Source organism: Acinetobacter sp. FDAARGOS_494 (assembly GCF_003812225.1).
Classification (GTDB): domain Bacteria; phylum Pseudomonadota; class Gammaproteobacteria; order Pseudomonadales; family Moraxellaceae; genus Acinetobacter; species Acinetobacter baumannii.
Genome location: NZ_CP033866.1, coordinates 1,182,896 through 1,199,218, shown reverse-complemented (window position 1 = coordinate 1,199,218; position 16,323 = coordinate 1,182,896). Strand labels below are relative to the sequence as shown.

Genomic DNA, 16,323 nt, shown 5'->3' with positions numbered 1-16,323 from the left:
GTTTTTTTATTATACTCAAAATTAATTTATTGATAGAGCTTTCGGAACTGGTCTGGGGTAAAACCCATCCAACGTTTAAACATATAAATAAATGCCGATGCGCTGGCATAGCCCAAATCAAAAGCGATACTTTCTATGGTTTTTCCTTGATTAAGCATGGTCATTGCTTTCATTACTTTTAATCGTTGCCTCCATTCATGTAAAGACATTCCCAACTCTTTTTGACTGTAACGTGCCAACGTTCTTTCAGTCATATTTATTCGTTCAGCTAATTCTTGCAAGGTGCTGTTATCGGCAGGGCATTGGTGTAAATCATTTAGAATTTTTGCTAAAGCTGGATGATCTGTTGTAGGTAAATAACTACCCACTAATTCAGCCTGTATGAGTTGATCTAATAAAACTTGGAGTAGGCGTATATATTCGACTTGGGTTTCATCGTGTGGGTTTTGCCTCAAGTGATCGAGTAAAGCAGGTACAAGTGAGGAAGTTAATAATATACCAGCTTTCTGCGGTAACTTTTGGCACAGACTTTCATGAACATATAAAGTTGCATGAGTCACTTCGTTGCGGTTAATACCACTGTGTTTGGTATAAGGAGGAAGCCAAATACCATAAGGTGGCGGGGTTAAATAATTAATTTGATCAATATTAACTTCGAGTACACCACTAAACGCATAAATAAACTCACCCCATGCATGCGCATGTTGAGGATAAACCGTTTCTGCGGGTGCATTACGAACACGGAACCAAAGCAAATCAGGAATTGCGTTATGAGCCGGAATTTCCTGAAAATCCTGCACACGTTGAGCTGATTTTTTCATCTTTGAAAATTGCCTGAAATTGCTTATGTATTGTCTGTTTTTCACTATATCATCTAAATAAGACAGTTCTATAGTCAGATTTTTCGCTATAAATAAAGGTGCTAAATGGAAGAGCGCAAAAATCTGGATACCAGAGCTTCGGCTTTAATGGTGCTTTTATGTATGGTCTTAGGGCTGCAACAGGTAGTTCTGAAAATAGCAGCACCAGATATTTCGCCGATTATGCAAATTGCTTTACGTTCCGGCTTATCTGCTGTTCTAGTTTTACCTTTATTGTGGCGAGATCATTCGATTCATCTATTTTCTTATAGACAATGCAAAGCTGGCGCTCTTGTTGCTTTATTTTTTTCATTAGAATTTTATTTCGTCACCCAAGCCTTAAAGTTTACCTCTACCTCTCATACAGTAGTTTTACTGTATACCGCTCCAATTTTTGTTGCATTAGGGCTTCATTGGAAATTTCCTACTGAACGTCTGAATCGAGCGCAATGGGGTGGTATTGCTCTGGCTTTTATGGGGATCATTCTTACATTTTACCCAACAACCACAGCTACAAATGCGCCAGCTCTAGCACAAGTTTTGTTAGGCGATTTATATGCACTTATGGCTGGGCTTGCATGGGCACTCAGTACAATTATTGTTCGTTTATCTCCTTTAGCTCAAGCGCCGGCAACTCAAACATTGTTTTATCAACTATTTGGCTGTTTTGTTCTACTCTTATTAATTGCTTTTTTAACAAATCAAACAACAATTCATTTCACCACTTTAGCGATCTTAAGCTTAAGCTTTCAAACTTTAATCGTATCTTTTGCAAGTTTACTATTATGGTTTTGGTTATTAAGAAATTATCTTGCATCACGATTAGGGATATTTTCTTTTTTAACCCCATTATTTGGTGTGTTATTTAGTATTTTGTTATTAGAGGAAAAACTAGAAATTAAATTTATTTTTGGAAGTATTTTAGTGTTGTCAGGAATAGTCATCATGAGTCTAAAGCAGGGCAAAGCTAACAGCAGCTAAGCCCTGACTTTAGTTGAGTATTATTTCTCTTCGAAAATTGTTGAAAGTGGAATAGAGAGCTTTGCAGCTAAATAATCATTAGACTCTACTAAAGCTGGGCCAATTTTTTCCATCCATTCGTCATCATCATGAACATTTGATACATCCTGACGTAAAGGTAATGGATAAGGCAGTGCAGTGAAGAAGCTCCAAAAGTCGACTTGAGATAAATTGCGGACCAAAACATATTCATCTTTATCGGTACGTTTAACCAGATTTTGCTCTTCTAGTAAGAGAACATAAGCAGGCCAACGACCAACCTCACCACGACCTAAAATTTCTAATGCTTCTTTATCACTTACGCTTTCACCAAGTTTTTGCTTTTTATAGAACAATTCCAAGATGTCGAGTAGCATTAAAACCGGATGTCTTTTTTGCTCTTTGCCTGAATGAAAAGCGGTAAGAGCAAAACTCACCTCGACACCAAGCAATACAATATTCCAAGATAAGAAGACCCATAATAGGAAAATAGGTACTGCTGCAAACGCACCATATATGATTTCATAACTGGTGAAATTTGACATAACAAAGCTAAATAAATTTTTGAGTGTCTCAAATAATGCAGCACTTAAGCATGCAGCAATTGCTGCTGCATATAGGGGAACTGTGCGGTTGGGAATAGTCCAATATAAAATAAAAAAACCTAAAATTGTGAGAACAAAAGAAATAAGCCAGAGTAAAAAGGCGCCATCAAGTTGATAACCTGTGAAGTTATTGCTCAATAAATTCATGGAAGCAACAGTTGATGAAATAACAAATGCACTGCCTAAAATAATTGGACCAAGCGAAATAATGGTCCAGTAACGCATAAAGCCTACAATACCGCTACGGGTTTCTTTTACTCGCCATATTCGGTTAAAAACGGTTTCAATTGAAGTAAGCATTAAAACTGTTGTGACAAAGAGGAATAGCACACCAATTACAGTTAAATTACTGGACTTTTCGGTAAAAGCATTAAGAGCTTTATCAAAAGCAATCGTACTTTTAGGTAAAAAATTACTGTAGATTAAGTGCTGTAACTGTTGTCTGGCAGGTTCCAATGCCTTAATTGAAGAAATAATAACTAAAAATACCGTTAACATAGGTACAACGGCAAAAAGAGTCGTATAGGTGAGGGAGCCGGCTTGTTCACGGCAACGATCCGCTTCAAAACGCTTAATTACGAATAAAATAAATTGAAACCAGGTCTTGTTATAAAAAGGAAGCTTCTTCAAAAAACGTTCTAACATGCGTCATCTATCCCGATTTTTTTAATCATGATGTGGGTGATTGATATTCACCAGTGTATTCGGTTGAGAACACTATCGTTGATGTGGGTAAACTTTAACCTAAAGAATAAAAAAGTATTCTGAAAGTTCTGTATGTATCATCGTAACAAAAGGTAGTAAAAAGCTTTTACCGATATTTGTTACTGTGCCCTTAAAAATCAATCACCTCTAGAATTTCATAAAATTGGCTACGCCAAAAAAACAAAAAATACCGTATAGTGTTCTTTTTAACAAAATTCGTGAAACCGATGCAACCTTACATTCTTGTGCTTTATTACAGTAAATATGGTTCAACTAAAGAAATGGCGCACCTTATTGCGAATGGTGTTGAATCGGCAGGTGTGAATGTAAAAATTCGCACAGTACCTAATATTGCAACAGTGGTAACAGAAGCTGAGCCAAGCATTCCTGAAGAAGGTGATATTTATTGTACTTTAGAGGAACTGGCCAATTGTGCAGGCTTAGCGCTAGGGTCTCCAACTCGCTTTGGTAATATGGCAAGCGAAATGAAATATTTTTGGGATCAGACCACAAGCCTTTGGTTAAATGGTGCTTTACATAATAAGCCAGCATGCGTTTTTACTTCTTCTGGTTCAATGCATGGTGGGCAAGAAAGTACGTTATTAACAATGTTACCTCCATTATTTCATCACGGTATGATGATTTTAGGATTACCAAACTCTATTCCGGCTTTGTCGAATACTAAAACAGGTGGGACTCCCTATGGCGCAAGCCACGTGAGTGGTCCAAGACATGATCAAAGTTTAAGCCAAGATGAAAAAATTTTATGTGAAGTTCAAGGGAAGCGTTTAGGCGAAATCGTAAAAAAACTTCATTCTTAAATTTATGGCAATAAAAAAGAGCGGGTTTCCGCTCTTTTTTATTTAAACTATTTTATTCTTTTACAAAAGTTACTGTGCCATCAGCAAGTGATTGAACGCGCGCTAATGACTCAACGCGGTAACCTTTTTCAAGTAATAAATCACGGCCTGGTTGGAATGATTTTTCAATCACAATACCCACACCTACAACTTCTGCATTTGCTTGATGAATTAAGTCAATCAAACCAAGCGCAGCTTGACCATTTGCTAAGAAGTCATCAATCACTAAGGCTTTGTCGCTTGAGTTGATGTGCTTATTTGAAATGGCAATGGTACTTTCTGTCTGTTTAGTGAAACTAAACACTTTAGCGCGGTATAAATCGTCTTTTAAAGTAAGCGATTGATATTTGCGAGCAAAAATCACAGGTACACCAAGTTCTAAACCTGCCATGATTGCTGGCGCAATACCTGAAGCTTCAATGGTAATAATCTTGGTAATCCCTGCATCTTTAAAGCGAGCGGCAAATTCTTTACCAATCTGCTGCATGAGTACAGGGTCAATTTGGTGATTTAAGAAAGCGTCGACTTTCAACACTTGATCAGATAGAACGATACCTTCTGTTAAGATTTTCTGTTCTAGTGCGTGCACGGGAGAATCCTCTAGACGGATGCTTTTTAAAGCAAATGCGTATTTTAAAAAGCATCCGAAAAAATGCAAGCTTTAATTCGTTTTACCTGTATAACTTGTTAATAACAAACCATAAGATGTTTTGCCATCAATATGACTTACCTTGACTGGAAGGTAGTCTAATTTCGGAGCTAGCCAGAAAATTGTGCTGCGCTCAGGTTTCTTATGTTGTAAAACAACTTTCACGGTATCAAATGTGCCATAAGAGGTTTTAATTTTCTCGTTGCCTTGTTTAACAAAACGACGATTTTCAACTTCTTTTGCATCGGCTAGAGGGTAAGACGATTTAAGTGAACCATTTTTTAAATCTTCACGAATCTGTAATTCTGCATTCAGCTCATCAAGTACACCTGCTTGCCAAGCGAATGAGCGCGCTTTATCGTCTTTTTTCGTGCTAATAGTCTTATTGCCAGGATTAAAATTAATACTCATTGTGTTGTTATGGATCAAAATTTTACTGGTACGACTAAAGCTTTGTGAACCAATTTTACCGTTTGCAAAACTAAATTTACTTGTTTCACTTGCAGAAGCGATTCCACCTGCTTTTGCTGTGAATTGATAAGTCCAATTATTGCCTTGTTGACTCAATGCACGTGTCGCTGAACCCATACCTTTATTATTGTAGGTAAACTGATAATTTGCCTGAAATGGGCTCATGGCAAGTGCGTGGCTAGAGAAACTTGCAATAAGCAAAGTTGTCGAAATACCAGTTGCGATGCTGAATGATTTCAGAAATTTTGTTGCCATAAGTAAATATCCTTGTACAGACTGATAGGTCAGTGCTGATGCATCTATGACTTTTGCATATTATGCCTGTTGATCATGGAGAAATAATCAGGATTTATGCTAAATATGTAATCTCTTTGTGTTTTTTAACAGTGAATTTCTTTAGTTCGTACCGTTGTTATACATCTTTTTGCTGTATTGGCGTAATTTCAGTATCTCCAAGTTCATCTTCAGAATCATCATCTTGATCACGGAAAAGTAAAGCAGCCAGATTAACATTACCAAAGACAACTAATTCTGCTTCACGTACTCGTGCATAGTTGATATGAACCTTGCCTAAGGTTTCAATAATACTGGCCTTTTTAGCAAACCAACGGTTAAGGTCTAAGAAGATCAGGTCATCTTTTTCTTGGGCTACATCAAATCGCTCCAGAATCATGCCTAATGGATCTTTTTTTAGAATTTTGTGATAGTAAAAAATAGCCGCTTTTACAGCAATTTTTTGCCAGAAATTTTTATATTTAGCTTCTACAATTTGTGTGTTACTAATTTGCTCAAAAACAATAAGTTGTTGTTCTTTATTAAATTCCATCTGGATAAGTTTTAAGTCGACCGACAAAGTGGTCTCTAAACCTTTAACATGCATTGTGGCATAGAGTCTTAACCAGTCATGATAAAGATCTGCATGTAGATCATCTAAAAACTCGACATTATTAGTCACGTAGCGTTCTAAGGTGGCATTTAGAAAAGTTTGCGATAATGTAAAATCTCTTTCTTCCTCAATGAAGGCTTCAGCTTTTCGGTAGACTTTATGAAGACGTTTGACTAATGAGGAAAATAGCGTTTGCATAAAAGAACTTCCAGAAGATGATTTACTAAAGAATCCACACAATCTTTATTATGATAAAAAACAGGTTTTGATATTGCAGTGTAACAAATTTAATTGATACATTTTGACAAAATGAAAATGGATAAATATCAATATTTGAAGTGAATCACACTTTTATCCATATTTGAATATCAGTTTATGTTTTATTCGGTAATACCGTGGGGAAAAGGCATCTATATGCTTTTAAGATTATGTTGAAAAAAAGAAGTCTATCCATAGAGCCTTTTTATTATTGGTGGCAAGACCGAGTCTTTATCGCTGCAATAATATTAGCAATCTTACTGCATATTTTTGTGTTGCTCATCCATTTTGCGATGCCTGCGCCGTCAGAACAATCGACTAAAGAAATTGCAATATCGATTCGTCCTACTGAAGATGTGATCAAGCATGCAGACTTTTTAGCCCAAGCTGATCAACAAGGTTCAGGGGCTTTTCGGGAAGCTCATCGGATGTCGAGTAACTCTCCAGCGCCTATGCCAAGTGATGCTTCAACAGGAGAAGCTCAGCTAGAAACTTTAGAAAAAGTGCAGCAACAAAGAGAACTTAAATTTGAAGAAAAAGTACTCATGACTGTATTGAGTTGGCAGAAACAAGCAGAGGAGAGCCAAAGAAAAAAAGCACTTGAACAATTACAAAGTCAGTTTCAGGCAAAAGCTGCCATGGTAGCGAGTCTTGAAGCTCAGTATTTACAACGTCAGCAAGATTTTAGTCGCCAACAAAAGATAAAAACAGTAGATGGTATTCAAGCCAAGAAAGATGCGTCAGCAGCTTATCTAGATAAATTTCGTGAAAAAGTAGAGCTTTATGGCAACCGTTATTATCCAGAAGAAGCGAAACAGCAACAGTTAAAAGGTGAAGTTCGCCTTATGGTAATTTTGAATGCTCAAGGGGGAATTCGTGCAATTCGTTTGCTTGAAAGCTCAGGTCATCCAGTTCTAGATGAAGCAGCAAAGGCATCGGTACGGCGTGGAGCGCCATTTGGCCGTTTTGATGTAAATATGAAAGATATTTCAGAGCTTCGTATTATTCGTACATGGCGTTTTGATCCAGCTGAAGCTGAATTTGAAGTTCATTAATGAAAAAATGTGGATAACTTTTAGGATATCCACATTTTTAAAATGTATTAAGAAGCTGACTGCGTTCTTAATCGTGTGAGAGAATTTGATTATTCCTGATATGGGTTGGCAATATTGAGTTTAGCTAAGATTTCGATCTCTAAACCCTCCATTTCTTCAGCATCTTCATCACTTGTTTCATGGTCATAACCAAGTAAATGTAGAACCCCATGGACTAAAAGATGCGCAAAATGATTTTGTGCGGTTTTCTTTTGTTCCAGAGCCTCTTGTAATACCACTGGAATACAAATTACTAAATCACCCAACGGTAATGCGTCGAGCATTGGTAAAACTTCTTCAGGAATATCACTTGGAAAAGATAGAACGTTAGTTGGCTTATCTTTCTCTCGATATTGCAAGTTAAGTTGATGGCTTTCTTCCAAATCAACACATGCGATACCAATTTCGCAATCTTCCTTATAGCCAACGTGGCGTAAAGTTGTCTCAATAATTTTTTTGAGTTGAGCTCGTTTGAGCTCTAACTCAGGGGATTGAAAGTCTTGTTGTAAACTTAAACTGATTTTCAAAATGAATCCTTAAGCATCCTGATGTTGCAAGTCTGCTGCTGTATCGTTTTCAGCAATTAATGCTTCTTGGCGTGCTTTACGTTCAGCACGTGCTTCAGCATTAAGACGCTGTTGTTCACCATCCCAACCCTCATAAGCTTCAACAATTTTTTGAACAAGTTGATGGCGTACTACATCGCGGGAATGGAAACGGGTAATATGAATTTCTTTAATGTTCTCAAGTACGCGAAGGGCGTGTGCCAAACCAGATTGTTGGCCTCGAGGTAAATCTACTTGGGTAATGTCACCTGTAATCACTGCACGAGAGCCAAAACCTAAACGGGTCAAGAACATTTTCATTTGTTCTGGTGTAGTGTTTTGAGCTTCATCCAAAATCACAAATGAATGGTTAAGAGTACGACCACGCATATAAGCAAGTGGTGCAACTTCAATCACTTGACGTTCGATTAACTTGGCGACTTTTTCGAAGCCCAGCATTTCGTAGAGGGCATCGTAAAGAGGACGTAGATATGGGTCGATTTTTTGGGTTAAATCACCAGGTAAGAAACCGAGCTTTTCTCCTGCCTCTACCGCAGGGCGGACAAGTAAAATTCGCTGGATTTCATTACGTTCTAACATGTCCACTGCGGCAGCAACTGCTAAATAAGTTTTACCTGTACCAGCAGGGCCTACACCAAAAGAAATATCGCTTTGTAAAATACGTTGTACATAGCGTTTTTGATTGGCACCACGTGGATTAATGCGACCTTTTCGAGTCTGGAAATAGACATCCATGGGCGCATCATGCTCATCCATTTCTTCGCCAACTAGTTCGAAGTTTCGTTCAGTTTGCGAAGATTGAATCAAGAGGTGTAACAGGTCAGCACTGATTTGTTGGGACGCCTCTGTTTCTTCGTAGAGTCGTTGCAATAACGCTTCGGCTCTCCCAACAGCATCTATCTCACCATCTATGTAAAAAACATCTCCACGATGAGTAATTTTGACATCTAAACGCTGTTCAATTTGCTTAAGGTGCCCATTATAGGCACCCAAGATGCTCTTTAAACGTTCCATTGAAATTTCAGGAAATGTTACGGTACGTCGAATCGCTGCAGTCAAGAGAAAACCTTTCAGTAGACTTTAGAATACCTCTACATTACGCCACGTCAGGCTCAAGATTCAAGAGTTCACCGTAAACTAAATTTAAAGTTTTAATTTCAGTAATCTCAATCTCTGCAAAACGACCAATCCACGATGCATCGCCTACAAAAGTCACTAAACGTGTATTGTCTGCTGTACCTACTAAAATATTAGGGTCTTGATCAGATACTTTTTCAATAAGTACACGTTCAATTTTGCCAAGCATTGCGTCAGTTTTTTCAATGCTAGATTGCTTAATGACTTGTTGAACTTGTGCTAAACGTTCTTTTTTAACGTGTTCAGGGGTTGTATCTGGTAAGTCAGATGCTGGTGTACCTGGGCGTTTTGAGTAAACAAAGCTATAAGAATGATCAAAGTCTAAGTCTTTGATAAATTGCAATGTTTCTGCAAAATTTTCATCTGTTTCACCAGGGAAACCAATGATAAAATCGCTCGATAAATGCATATCAGGGCGTATTTTGCGTAACTTGGCAATCTTATCGATGTATACATCAATCGTGTGATTTCGCTTCATTGCTTTGAGTACATCATTAGATCCACTTTGTACTGGCAAATGTAAGTGTGAAACCATTTGAGGTAAATCTTCATAACACTGAATAAGTTCATCAGAGAACTCAAGTGGATGTGAAGTTGTATAACGTAAACGGCCAATACCTGGAATTTCTGCAACGAGTCGTAACAATTCAGGGAAGGTACAAATGCCGCCTTCGAATGTTTCACCACGATATCCGTTCACATTTTGACCAAGTAAGCTGATTTCACGGACACCTTTTTCAGCAAGACCTGCGATTTCTGCAAGAACATCATCAAGTGGACGTGAAACTTCTTCACCACGAGTGTATGGAACAACACAGAAAGAGCAGTATTTAGAGCAACCTTCCATAATAGAAACGAATGCTTTGAAACCTTCTACGCGTGGTTCAGGTAAGAAGTCGAATTTTTCAATATCAGGGAATGAAATATCAACGAGCTTAATTTTTTCTTTTTTCGGCTTTTCCACTTGTGCGTGATGTTGATCAAGCATTTGCGGTAAACGGTGTAAGGTTTGTGGACCAAAAATCATGTCGACATAAGGTGCACGTTTTTGAATATTGTCACCCTCTTGAGAAGCAACACATCCACCCACACCAATAACAAGATCAGGATTTTGTTCTTTTAATTTGCGCCAACGACCTAATTCACTAAATACTTTCTCTTGTGCTTTTTCACGAATAGAGCAAGTATTCATGAGCAGAATGTCTGCTTCATTAGGGTTGTTCGTTAACACATAACCATGAGAATCCCCCAAAAGGTCTGCCATACGGTGACTGTCATACTCATTCATCTGACACCCTTGAGTTTCAATATATAGTTTCTTTATTGAAACGTCAGTGGTGTGCGTTGGCTGGGTAACAGTGTTTTCTGAGGCAGCTTTGGCACCATTGGGAATGAAGGTTTGAACCGTCATGCAGGCTCCTAACAGATCGATCTAGTTAAATAATAAAATGACCCAAAACGGGTCAAACCAATCATTATAGCAGTATTTTGAGCAGAACAGATAACAATAAACTCCCATAAGCTACACATGATTTATGGAGACAAATGTCATGAATTTTAATGATGTTGAATCAGATAGTTACATAACACAACAAAAGAAAGCATGAAGAATAATTAAACTATGCCTAAAGGTGGATAGTCAGGATTTAACGCATTTATGAGACCAGGTAAAAAGAGCTCATCAAACAAGAGTCGTGTGATGAAAAATAAATATGCACATCGTAGCTGGTTAGGAGCTGTGTGTTTACTTGGTTGTTCATTATCTTATGCCGCAGAAGAACAATTTAACGATGCACTAAATGCCGCCAATAGTGGTAATACTGCATTGTTAGATCAATATCAGCTTGCAATGCAAAATGATGTGTTGGGCTACTATCCTGAATATTGGAAATTAAACACAAATTTAGGCTTTCAATCTCCGACATCAATTGTAAGCTTCGCACAGCGCTATCCACAGTCTGCTATGGCAGAAAAGCTGGCCGCGGATTATGTCGAAGAAAAAGTTAAACAAGCTGACTTTGCGTCTGCACAACCAATCTTGCCTTATGTTTCGAATCCTGACCAGGCCGAAAATTGTGCTTTAGCGCAGGTGAGAGCTAAAAGTGGTGATGCATTAGTTTTTGCTGAATATAAAGATGTATGGTTAGCCACTGAATCGCAACCAGAATCATGTATTGGACTCGGCCGTATGATGCTGTCTAGTCCATTAATGAGTGCACAAGACAAGCAGCAGCGCCTGTGGGTACAGTTACGTGCAGGTTTATCTGGACAGGCGCTTGCTACAGCACAGACTTTGGGTTTGAATTTGTCTTTGGCTCAGCTCAATCAGATTCAGGCGAATCCACTGAATTACTTATGGTCAGCACCAAAAACCAATGACGTAGATTACGCCTATTTGATTTTTGCACTAGGCCGATTAGCAAATAATGATTTAGGAAATGCTTTTGCAAATGTACAGCGAGTAGCGCAAGGTACTCCAGAGAGCGTGCAAAAGTATCTCTATCGAACCGTAGCCTATATTGGTGGAACTACGGTAATGAAGAACAACTTTAACCGTGAAGTCCTTCAATATTTTGACGCAAGTTATGGCTATCCGTTAAGTCCTGAAGAAGCTGAAATTTATGCACGACAAGCTATTCGTTTTAGTGCATGGGAAAGTTTAATTCGTGCAATTGATAGTATGTCGGTTTCACAAAAACAAGAAGATCGCTGGCAGTATTGGTTAGCGCGTGCGACAGAGCAACGTGGCGATAGTAATTCTAAGAATACGGCACAACGTATTTATAAAAAATTAGCTGAAAGTGGGGATGATTATCACAACCTTCTTGCAAAAGACCGTTTAGGCGTACGATATAATCATCAGCCGTATAATGATGAGCCAACTGCAAGTGATTTACGCCGTCTAGATCAAAATATTCACTTTAATCGTGCATTTACTTTAAGACGAATTAATGCCAACCCAACCTATACTAACCGAGAGTGGAACTGGGCTGTTCGTCAAGCATATCTACAGCATGATGATGGATTACTATTAGCGGCGGCAAAACGTGCTCATGATATGGGATGGTATGACCGCGCGATTTATGCGGCAGATCGTACAACGAATAAACATAATGATACGTATCGTTATGTGACCCCGCATAAGACCAATGTCGTAAGCCATAGTTACAATGCTGGAATTGATCCTGCTTGGGCTTATGGTTTAATGCGTCAAGAAAGCCGATTTGTTACCTCGGCACGCTCTCATGTAGGTGCTGGTGGACTTATGCAAATTATGCCGGATACGGCAAAGTTGATTGCTCGCCAGATGGGAGAAACATATAATCCGGCAGCGTTAAGTGAAATGAACACCAATATTCGTTATGGGACATTTTATTTATCGATGATTCAAGGGCAGTTAAGTAATAACCCTGTTTTAGCAACGGCAGGTTATAATGCTGGGCCGAATCGGGCAAGACGTTGGCAACCTGATTACCAACCGATTGAGGCTGATCAATATACAGAAACCATTCCATTGCTTGAGACCAGAGATTATGTCAAGCATGTCATGACGAATGCGACGCATTATGGAGTGATATTAGGTCAAGGTGCTCAATCATTAATACAACGTATGAAAGTCATTCCAACGCGATCATCACCTTAGTTTTAGATGATGAATGATGGAACATTCTTTTAATTGGCATAACCAAGTTTTAATTAAATGAAATATAGAGACCTAGGACTTCAATCAATATCGCAACTTGCATGGTGGATCATCTGTGCAAGCGTTGGTTTGTTGAGTTCTGTTTTACATGCGGAACCTGTTAACGTGCAAGGTTATGTTATGCATGTACAGATGACGCCTGCTGTTTGTGCGTTAGATCCTTCTAAACAAAAGCAGCGTAAATGTCTTGAAGGATATTCGCTTACGATTACTGGTTTAATGCCTGAAACCACCAGAACTGACTGTTCAACACAAAGCTCAGCTACACTGTCACCACTGCAAGCTAAGGTGGTCGCTCGGGTGATGCCAGACAATAATGCTCGTGTGCAACTCTGGAGAAGTGTGGGTGGCTGTGTGCCTATGAATGCAAGTCAATATTTCCGTACGATTATTAACTTTGCTGAACGTTTAAAAATACCTGCTAATCTAACCAGCTCTACTAATGTGGAAATGCAACAATCTACATTACGTCAACAATTTACCAAGCTTAATCCAAGCTTACCTCAAAATGGTATTCGCTTCACTTGTCAGCTCTCACGCTCTGATGTCGTACTAACAGAAGTTAAAGTCTGTTACACGGTAAATGGTCAATATAAGCAATGCTCAAATCACGTTGTCTCTAATTGCCCAAGCGAAATTACTATTAAAGGCAGTTATTAAGAGCAATAACCATTTCATAAAAAAATGCTGACCATACAATGAATCTATTTGTAAAGGTTAATTTGTATTTTCTATCAGACTTTTGGTGAAAATGAGTCGCTTTTACATGCATCTGCCACTTCTTTAGAGTACAATCTTTGCCGTTTATGATGATTTGGTTAAGTAGAATCGCTACTTAACCCGATTAAGGACACTCATTGGAGACAATTACATGAAGCAACCCGTTCGTGTTGCCGTGACTGGCGCTGCAGGTCAAATTGGTTACAGCTTATTATTCCGTATCGCAAGCGGTGAAATGCTAGGTAAAGATCAACCTGTTATTTTACAATTGCTTGAAGTTCCAGTTGAAAAAGCACAACAAGCGCTTAAAGGCGTAATGATGGAACTTGATGACTGTGCTTTCCCTTTATTGGCTGGCATGATCGGGACTGATGATCCTAAAGTTGCATTTAAAGATGCTGACTATGCGTTATTGGTAGGTTCTCGTCCACGTGGTCCTGGTATGGAACGTGCTGACTTGTTAAAAGTTAACGGCGAAATCTTCATTGGCCAAGGTCAAGCATTAAACGAAGTTGCTAGCCGTGACGTTAAAGTATTAGTTGTAGGTAACCCTGCAAACACGAATGCTTACATTGCGATGAAATCTGCTCCAGATCTTCCAGCGAAAAACTTCACAGCAATGTTGCGTCTTGACCACAACCGTGCGTTGACTCAAGTTGCTCAAAAAGCTGGTGTTGCTGTAGCTGACATCGAAAAATTAACAGTTTGGGGTAACCACTCTCCAACTATGTATGCTGACTACCGTTTTGCAACTGCAAATGGTGAAAGCTTAAAAGACAAGATCAACGATCCAGCTTGGAACAAAGACGTATTCCTTCCAACTGTTGGTAAACGTGGTGCTGCGATTATCGAAGCGCGTGGTTTGTCTTCTGCTGCTTCTGCTGCTAACGCTGCAATCGACCATATGCGTGATTGGGCACTTGGTACGAACGGCAAGTGGGTAACTATGGGTGTTCCTTCTGACGGTTCTTATGGTATTCCTGAAGGCGTTATGTTCGGTTTCCCTGTAACAACTGAAAACGGTGAATACAAAATCGTTCAAGGTTTAGAAATCGATGAATTTAGCCGTGAGCGTATCAACTTCACTCTAAACGAGCTTGAAGAAGAACGTGCAGCAATTGCTGACATGGTAAAATAATTCATCAGTTTGATGAGTTGGAAAGCACTCTCTTGTAGGGTGCTTTTTTATATGTGAAATTTAATAAGAACACACAAAAAACAACAAGAAAATATAAGCATAGATATGCAACTCACATCTATTGTTGTTAGATTATTGAAAAGAAGCCATGGGAGAATAACAATGTTTGAACAACAACCGACATTACAACTTTTATTTGAGCAATTGGGTTTAGATTCTGATGATGCAAGTATTGAAAATTTTATCAGAACGCATCAATTGCCGGCTGAACAGAAGTTACATGAGGCCTCTTTCTGGTCCCAAGGCCAAAGTGATTTTTTAAAAAGTCATTGGGAAAAAGATGATGAGTGGATTGTAGTTATTGATGAGCTGAATGAGCAATTACATGAAGATAGTGTGAAAAAATAACAAATGAAAAAGGCCTGTTATAGTTAACAGGCCTTTTTCATTCATAAGTTAGTGAGTTCTTAACTTAATTAAATTTTTATACCATGGTTCATGACGTACCGGATTAAATATAGGATGTTCATGAAGCAACTCAAGATCACATTGAGCGGTTGATAAATATTTTGTGAGCCAATGACGAGTTAGTGCAGACTCTTGCTGTGCTGCTGACGCATAAGCCAAGAAGAAATATATATCGCCATGTTGATGATGAGCTAGAGGTTTCAAAATTTGCTGAGCAATCAGCGCAAAGCGTTTTTCCTTATTTAACTCAAAATAAAGCATATAAGCTTTAGCTAAATGCAGCGATAGGTTTAAATACAAACTCATTGGCATTTCTTCATATTCCATACGAGCTTGTTCCAGCAAAACAATGGCTTCTTGCAAGAAGTGAATTTGTTCTTGGCGAACACGGCTTAACGTAACGAGCTGCATACGTAATTCCGCACGCTCCAAAGCAAGCTCGGGCGTATTCTCAGTTAAATAGAGTTGGTCTGTTTCACCAATTCTGGACACAATCGCTTTTGTTTCAATAGACATACGCCTTCGCCTTTTTAATCAATATCTTTTATATCGGGTCCATTTAAGAAATTTAAAGAGCTTTCTTTTAAACCCAAATTGAGTTTCCGCTACGAAGCCAAGCAGTAATAGAGAGGCGCTGCTGTTTAGAAACTAAAACCTCATGAAGCAAATTGCTCTGGAATATAACTAAGCGATTAGGCTCTGGTGTAATAATGTGCCAAATATTGTTTTTATCTTGTAAGCGTAATTGGCCACCCCAGTCATCTTGCCATTCAGGGTGTAAATAATAAACGGTAGACATAATACGATCATTTTTTTGCTGAGGGTTATCTCGATGTAATGCGTAGAATTCACCCGGGTTATAACAGGCAAAATGTGCTTCTACTTCTTTAATCCCTAAAAAGAAAGCTTGATTTAGATGCTGGCAAAATGAAGATAATGTTTCTACATGCTGCTCAGCCACAGGAAGAGATTCGTTAATCCATAAAATATGATCGCTTCGGATCGTACTCACCACACCATTTTGAATACCCGCTTCTCGAAACTCATCAAAGTGGTGGCTACACTCTTTGGCAACTTGAGTATGATATTCAGCAGAATAAGCTTGGTTCACAATTGCGAAACCATGAGCATTTAAGTCATCTAAAATCTGGTCCAGATTCCAGCAGTCAGGAAGCGGTTGAGAGTGCATATAACCTCATATCGA

General features: G+C 38.6%; 17 protein-coding genes. 7 read left to right on the top strand and 10 right to left on the bottom strand.

All coding sequences use genetic code 11. The features are described from left to right. Positions 1-26 precede the first annotated feature (26 nt). On the bottom strand, positions 27-821 hold the full coding sequence (locus EG365_RS05770) for a helix-turn-helix domain-containing protein (protein WP_000747865.1): 795 nt from the start codon (positions 819-821) through the stop codon (positions 27-29). 105 nt (positions 822-926) lie between these two features. Here EG365_RS05770 and EG365_RS05765 point away from each other — a divergent pair, with 105 nt between their 5' ends. Further along, positions 927-1,841: a DMT family transporter gene (locus EG365_RS05765; RefSeq protein WP_000392676.1), complete on the top strand. Its 915-nt coding sequence runs from the start codon at positions 927-929 to the stop codon at positions 1,839-1,841. Between the two features lie 20 nt (positions 1,842-1,861). On the opposite strand, the gene EG365_RS05760 is transcribed toward EG365_RS05765, so the two are convergent. Then, positions 1,862-3,109, bottom strand: coding sequence for a YihY family inner membrane protein (locus tag EG365_RS05760; protein WP_000893466.1), 1,248 nt, complete (start codon positions 3,107-3,109; stop codon positions 1,862-1,864). A gap of 287 nt (positions 3,110-3,396) precedes the next feature. On the opposite strand from EG365_RS05760, the gene wrbA reads away from it, so the two are divergent. Continuing rightward, positions 3,397-3,990 (top strand): NAD(P)H:quinone oxidoreductase, encoded by a 594-nt coding sequence (wrbA, locus tag EG365_RS05755; protein ID WP_001183357.1) that lies wholly within the window; start codon positions 3,397-3,399, stop codon positions 3,988-3,990. A gap of 52 nt (positions 3,991-4,042) precedes the next feature. Here the strand turns inward: wrbA and EG365_RS05750 are convergent, their stop codons facing one another. The 3 genes from EG365_RS05750 to EG365_RS05740 form a co-directional block, all read right to left on the bottom strand. Next, entirely contained in the window at positions 4,043-4,618 is a 576-nt protein-coding gene (locus EG365_RS05750) for a xanthine phosphoribosyltransferase (RefSeq protein ID WP_000543071.1), read from the bottom strand. A gap of 72 nt (positions 4,619-4,690) precedes the next feature. Further along, positions 4,691-5,404, bottom strand: a complete 714-nt coding sequence (locus tag EG365_RS05745) for a DUF3108 domain-containing protein (protein WP_000201548.1) — start codon at positions 5,402-5,404, stop codon at positions 4,691-4,693. A gap of 157 nt (positions 5,405-5,561) precedes the next feature. Continuing rightward, complete coding sequence (locus EG365_RS05740; RefSeq protein ID WP_001193958.1) at positions 5,562-6,233, bottom strand: hypothetical protein; 672 nt, start codon at positions 6,231-6,233, stop codon at positions 5,562-5,564. Between the two features lie 230 nt (positions 6,234-6,463). Here EG365_RS05740 and EG365_RS05735 point away from each other — a divergent pair, with 230 nt between their 5' ends. Then, positions 6,464-7,348 (top strand): energy transducer TonB, encoded by an 885-nt coding sequence (locus EG365_RS05735; RefSeq protein ID WP_000914776.1) that lies wholly within the window; start codon positions 6,464-6,466, stop codon positions 7,346-7,348. 89 nt (positions 7,349-7,437) lie between these two features. Here EG365_RS05735 and ybeY read toward each other — a convergent pair whose 3' ends face one another. The 3 genes from ybeY to miaB are packed head-to-tail and all read right to left on the bottom strand — an operon-like array spanning position 7,438 to position 10,501. Beyond that, positions 7,438-7,914 (bottom strand): rRNA maturation RNase YbeY, encoded by a 477-nt coding sequence (gene ybeY, locus EG365_RS05730; protein ID WP_000703571.1) that lies wholly within the window; start codon positions 7,912-7,914, stop codon positions 7,438-7,440. Positions 7,915-7,923: 9 nt separating this feature from the next. After that, positions 7,924-9,012, bottom strand: a complete 1,089-nt coding sequence (locus EG365_RS05725; RefSeq protein ID WP_000122983.1) for a PhoH family protein — start codon at positions 9,010-9,012, stop codon at positions 7,924-7,926. Positions 9,013-9,049: 37 nt separating this feature from the next. Continuing rightward, complete coding sequence (gene miaB, locus EG365_RS05720) at positions 9,050-10,501, bottom strand: tRNA (N6-isopentenyl adenosine(37)-C2)-methylthiotransferase MiaB (RefSeq protein ID WP_000218140.1); 1,452 nt, start codon at positions 10,499-10,501, stop codon at positions 9,050-9,052. Positions 10,502-10,789: 288 nt separating this feature from the next. Between miaB and EG365_RS05715 the strand changes: the two genes are divergently transcribed. The 4 genes from EG365_RS05715 (at position 10,790) to EG365_RS05700 (ending at position 15,059) form a co-directional block, all read left to right on the top strand. Beyond that, positions 10,790-12,733, top strand: a complete 1,944-nt coding sequence (locus tag EG365_RS05715; RefSeq protein WP_000792523.1) for a lytic transglycosylase domain-containing protein — start codon at positions 10,790-10,792, stop codon at positions 12,731-12,733. 57 nt (positions 12,734-12,790) lie between these two features. Continuing rightward, positions 12,791-13,453: a hypothetical protein gene (locus EG365_RS05710; protein ID WP_000877281.1), complete on the top strand. Its 663-nt coding sequence runs from the start codon at positions 12,791-12,793 to the stop codon at positions 13,451-13,453. A 211-nt stretch (positions 13,454-13,664) separates the two neighbouring features. Next, positions 13,665-14,651: a malate dehydrogenase gene (locus tag EG365_RS05705; RefSeq protein ID WP_000813006.1), complete on the top strand. Its 987-nt coding sequence runs from the start codon at positions 13,665-13,667 to the stop codon at positions 14,649-14,651. Between the two features lie 162 nt (positions 14,652-14,813). Continuing rightward, positions 14,814-15,059 (top strand): DUF2789 family protein, encoded by a 246-nt coding sequence (locus EG365_RS05700; RefSeq protein ID WP_000462894.1) that lies wholly within the window; start codon positions 14,814-14,816, stop codon positions 15,057-15,059. A gap of 48 nt (positions 15,060-15,107) precedes the next feature. On the opposite strand, the gene EG365_RS05695 is transcribed toward EG365_RS05700, so the two are convergent. Together EG365_RS05695 and EG365_RS05690 are read right to left on the bottom strand one after the other, a co-directional pair. After that, positions 15,108-15,635 carry a hypothetical protein gene (locus EG365_RS05695; RefSeq protein ID WP_000021434.1) on the bottom strand — a complete coding sequence of 176 codons (528 nt, stop codon included), beginning with the start codon at positions 15,633-15,635 and terminating at the stop codon, positions 15,108-15,110. A 67-nt stretch (positions 15,636-15,702) separates the two neighbouring features. Beyond that, a complete protein-coding gene (locus EG365_RS05690; protein WP_000556102.1) occupies positions 15,703-16,308 on the bottom strand; it encodes a 2OG-Fe(II) oxygenase in 606 nt (201 codons plus the stop codon). Positions 16,309-16,323: the final 15 nt, after the last annotated feature.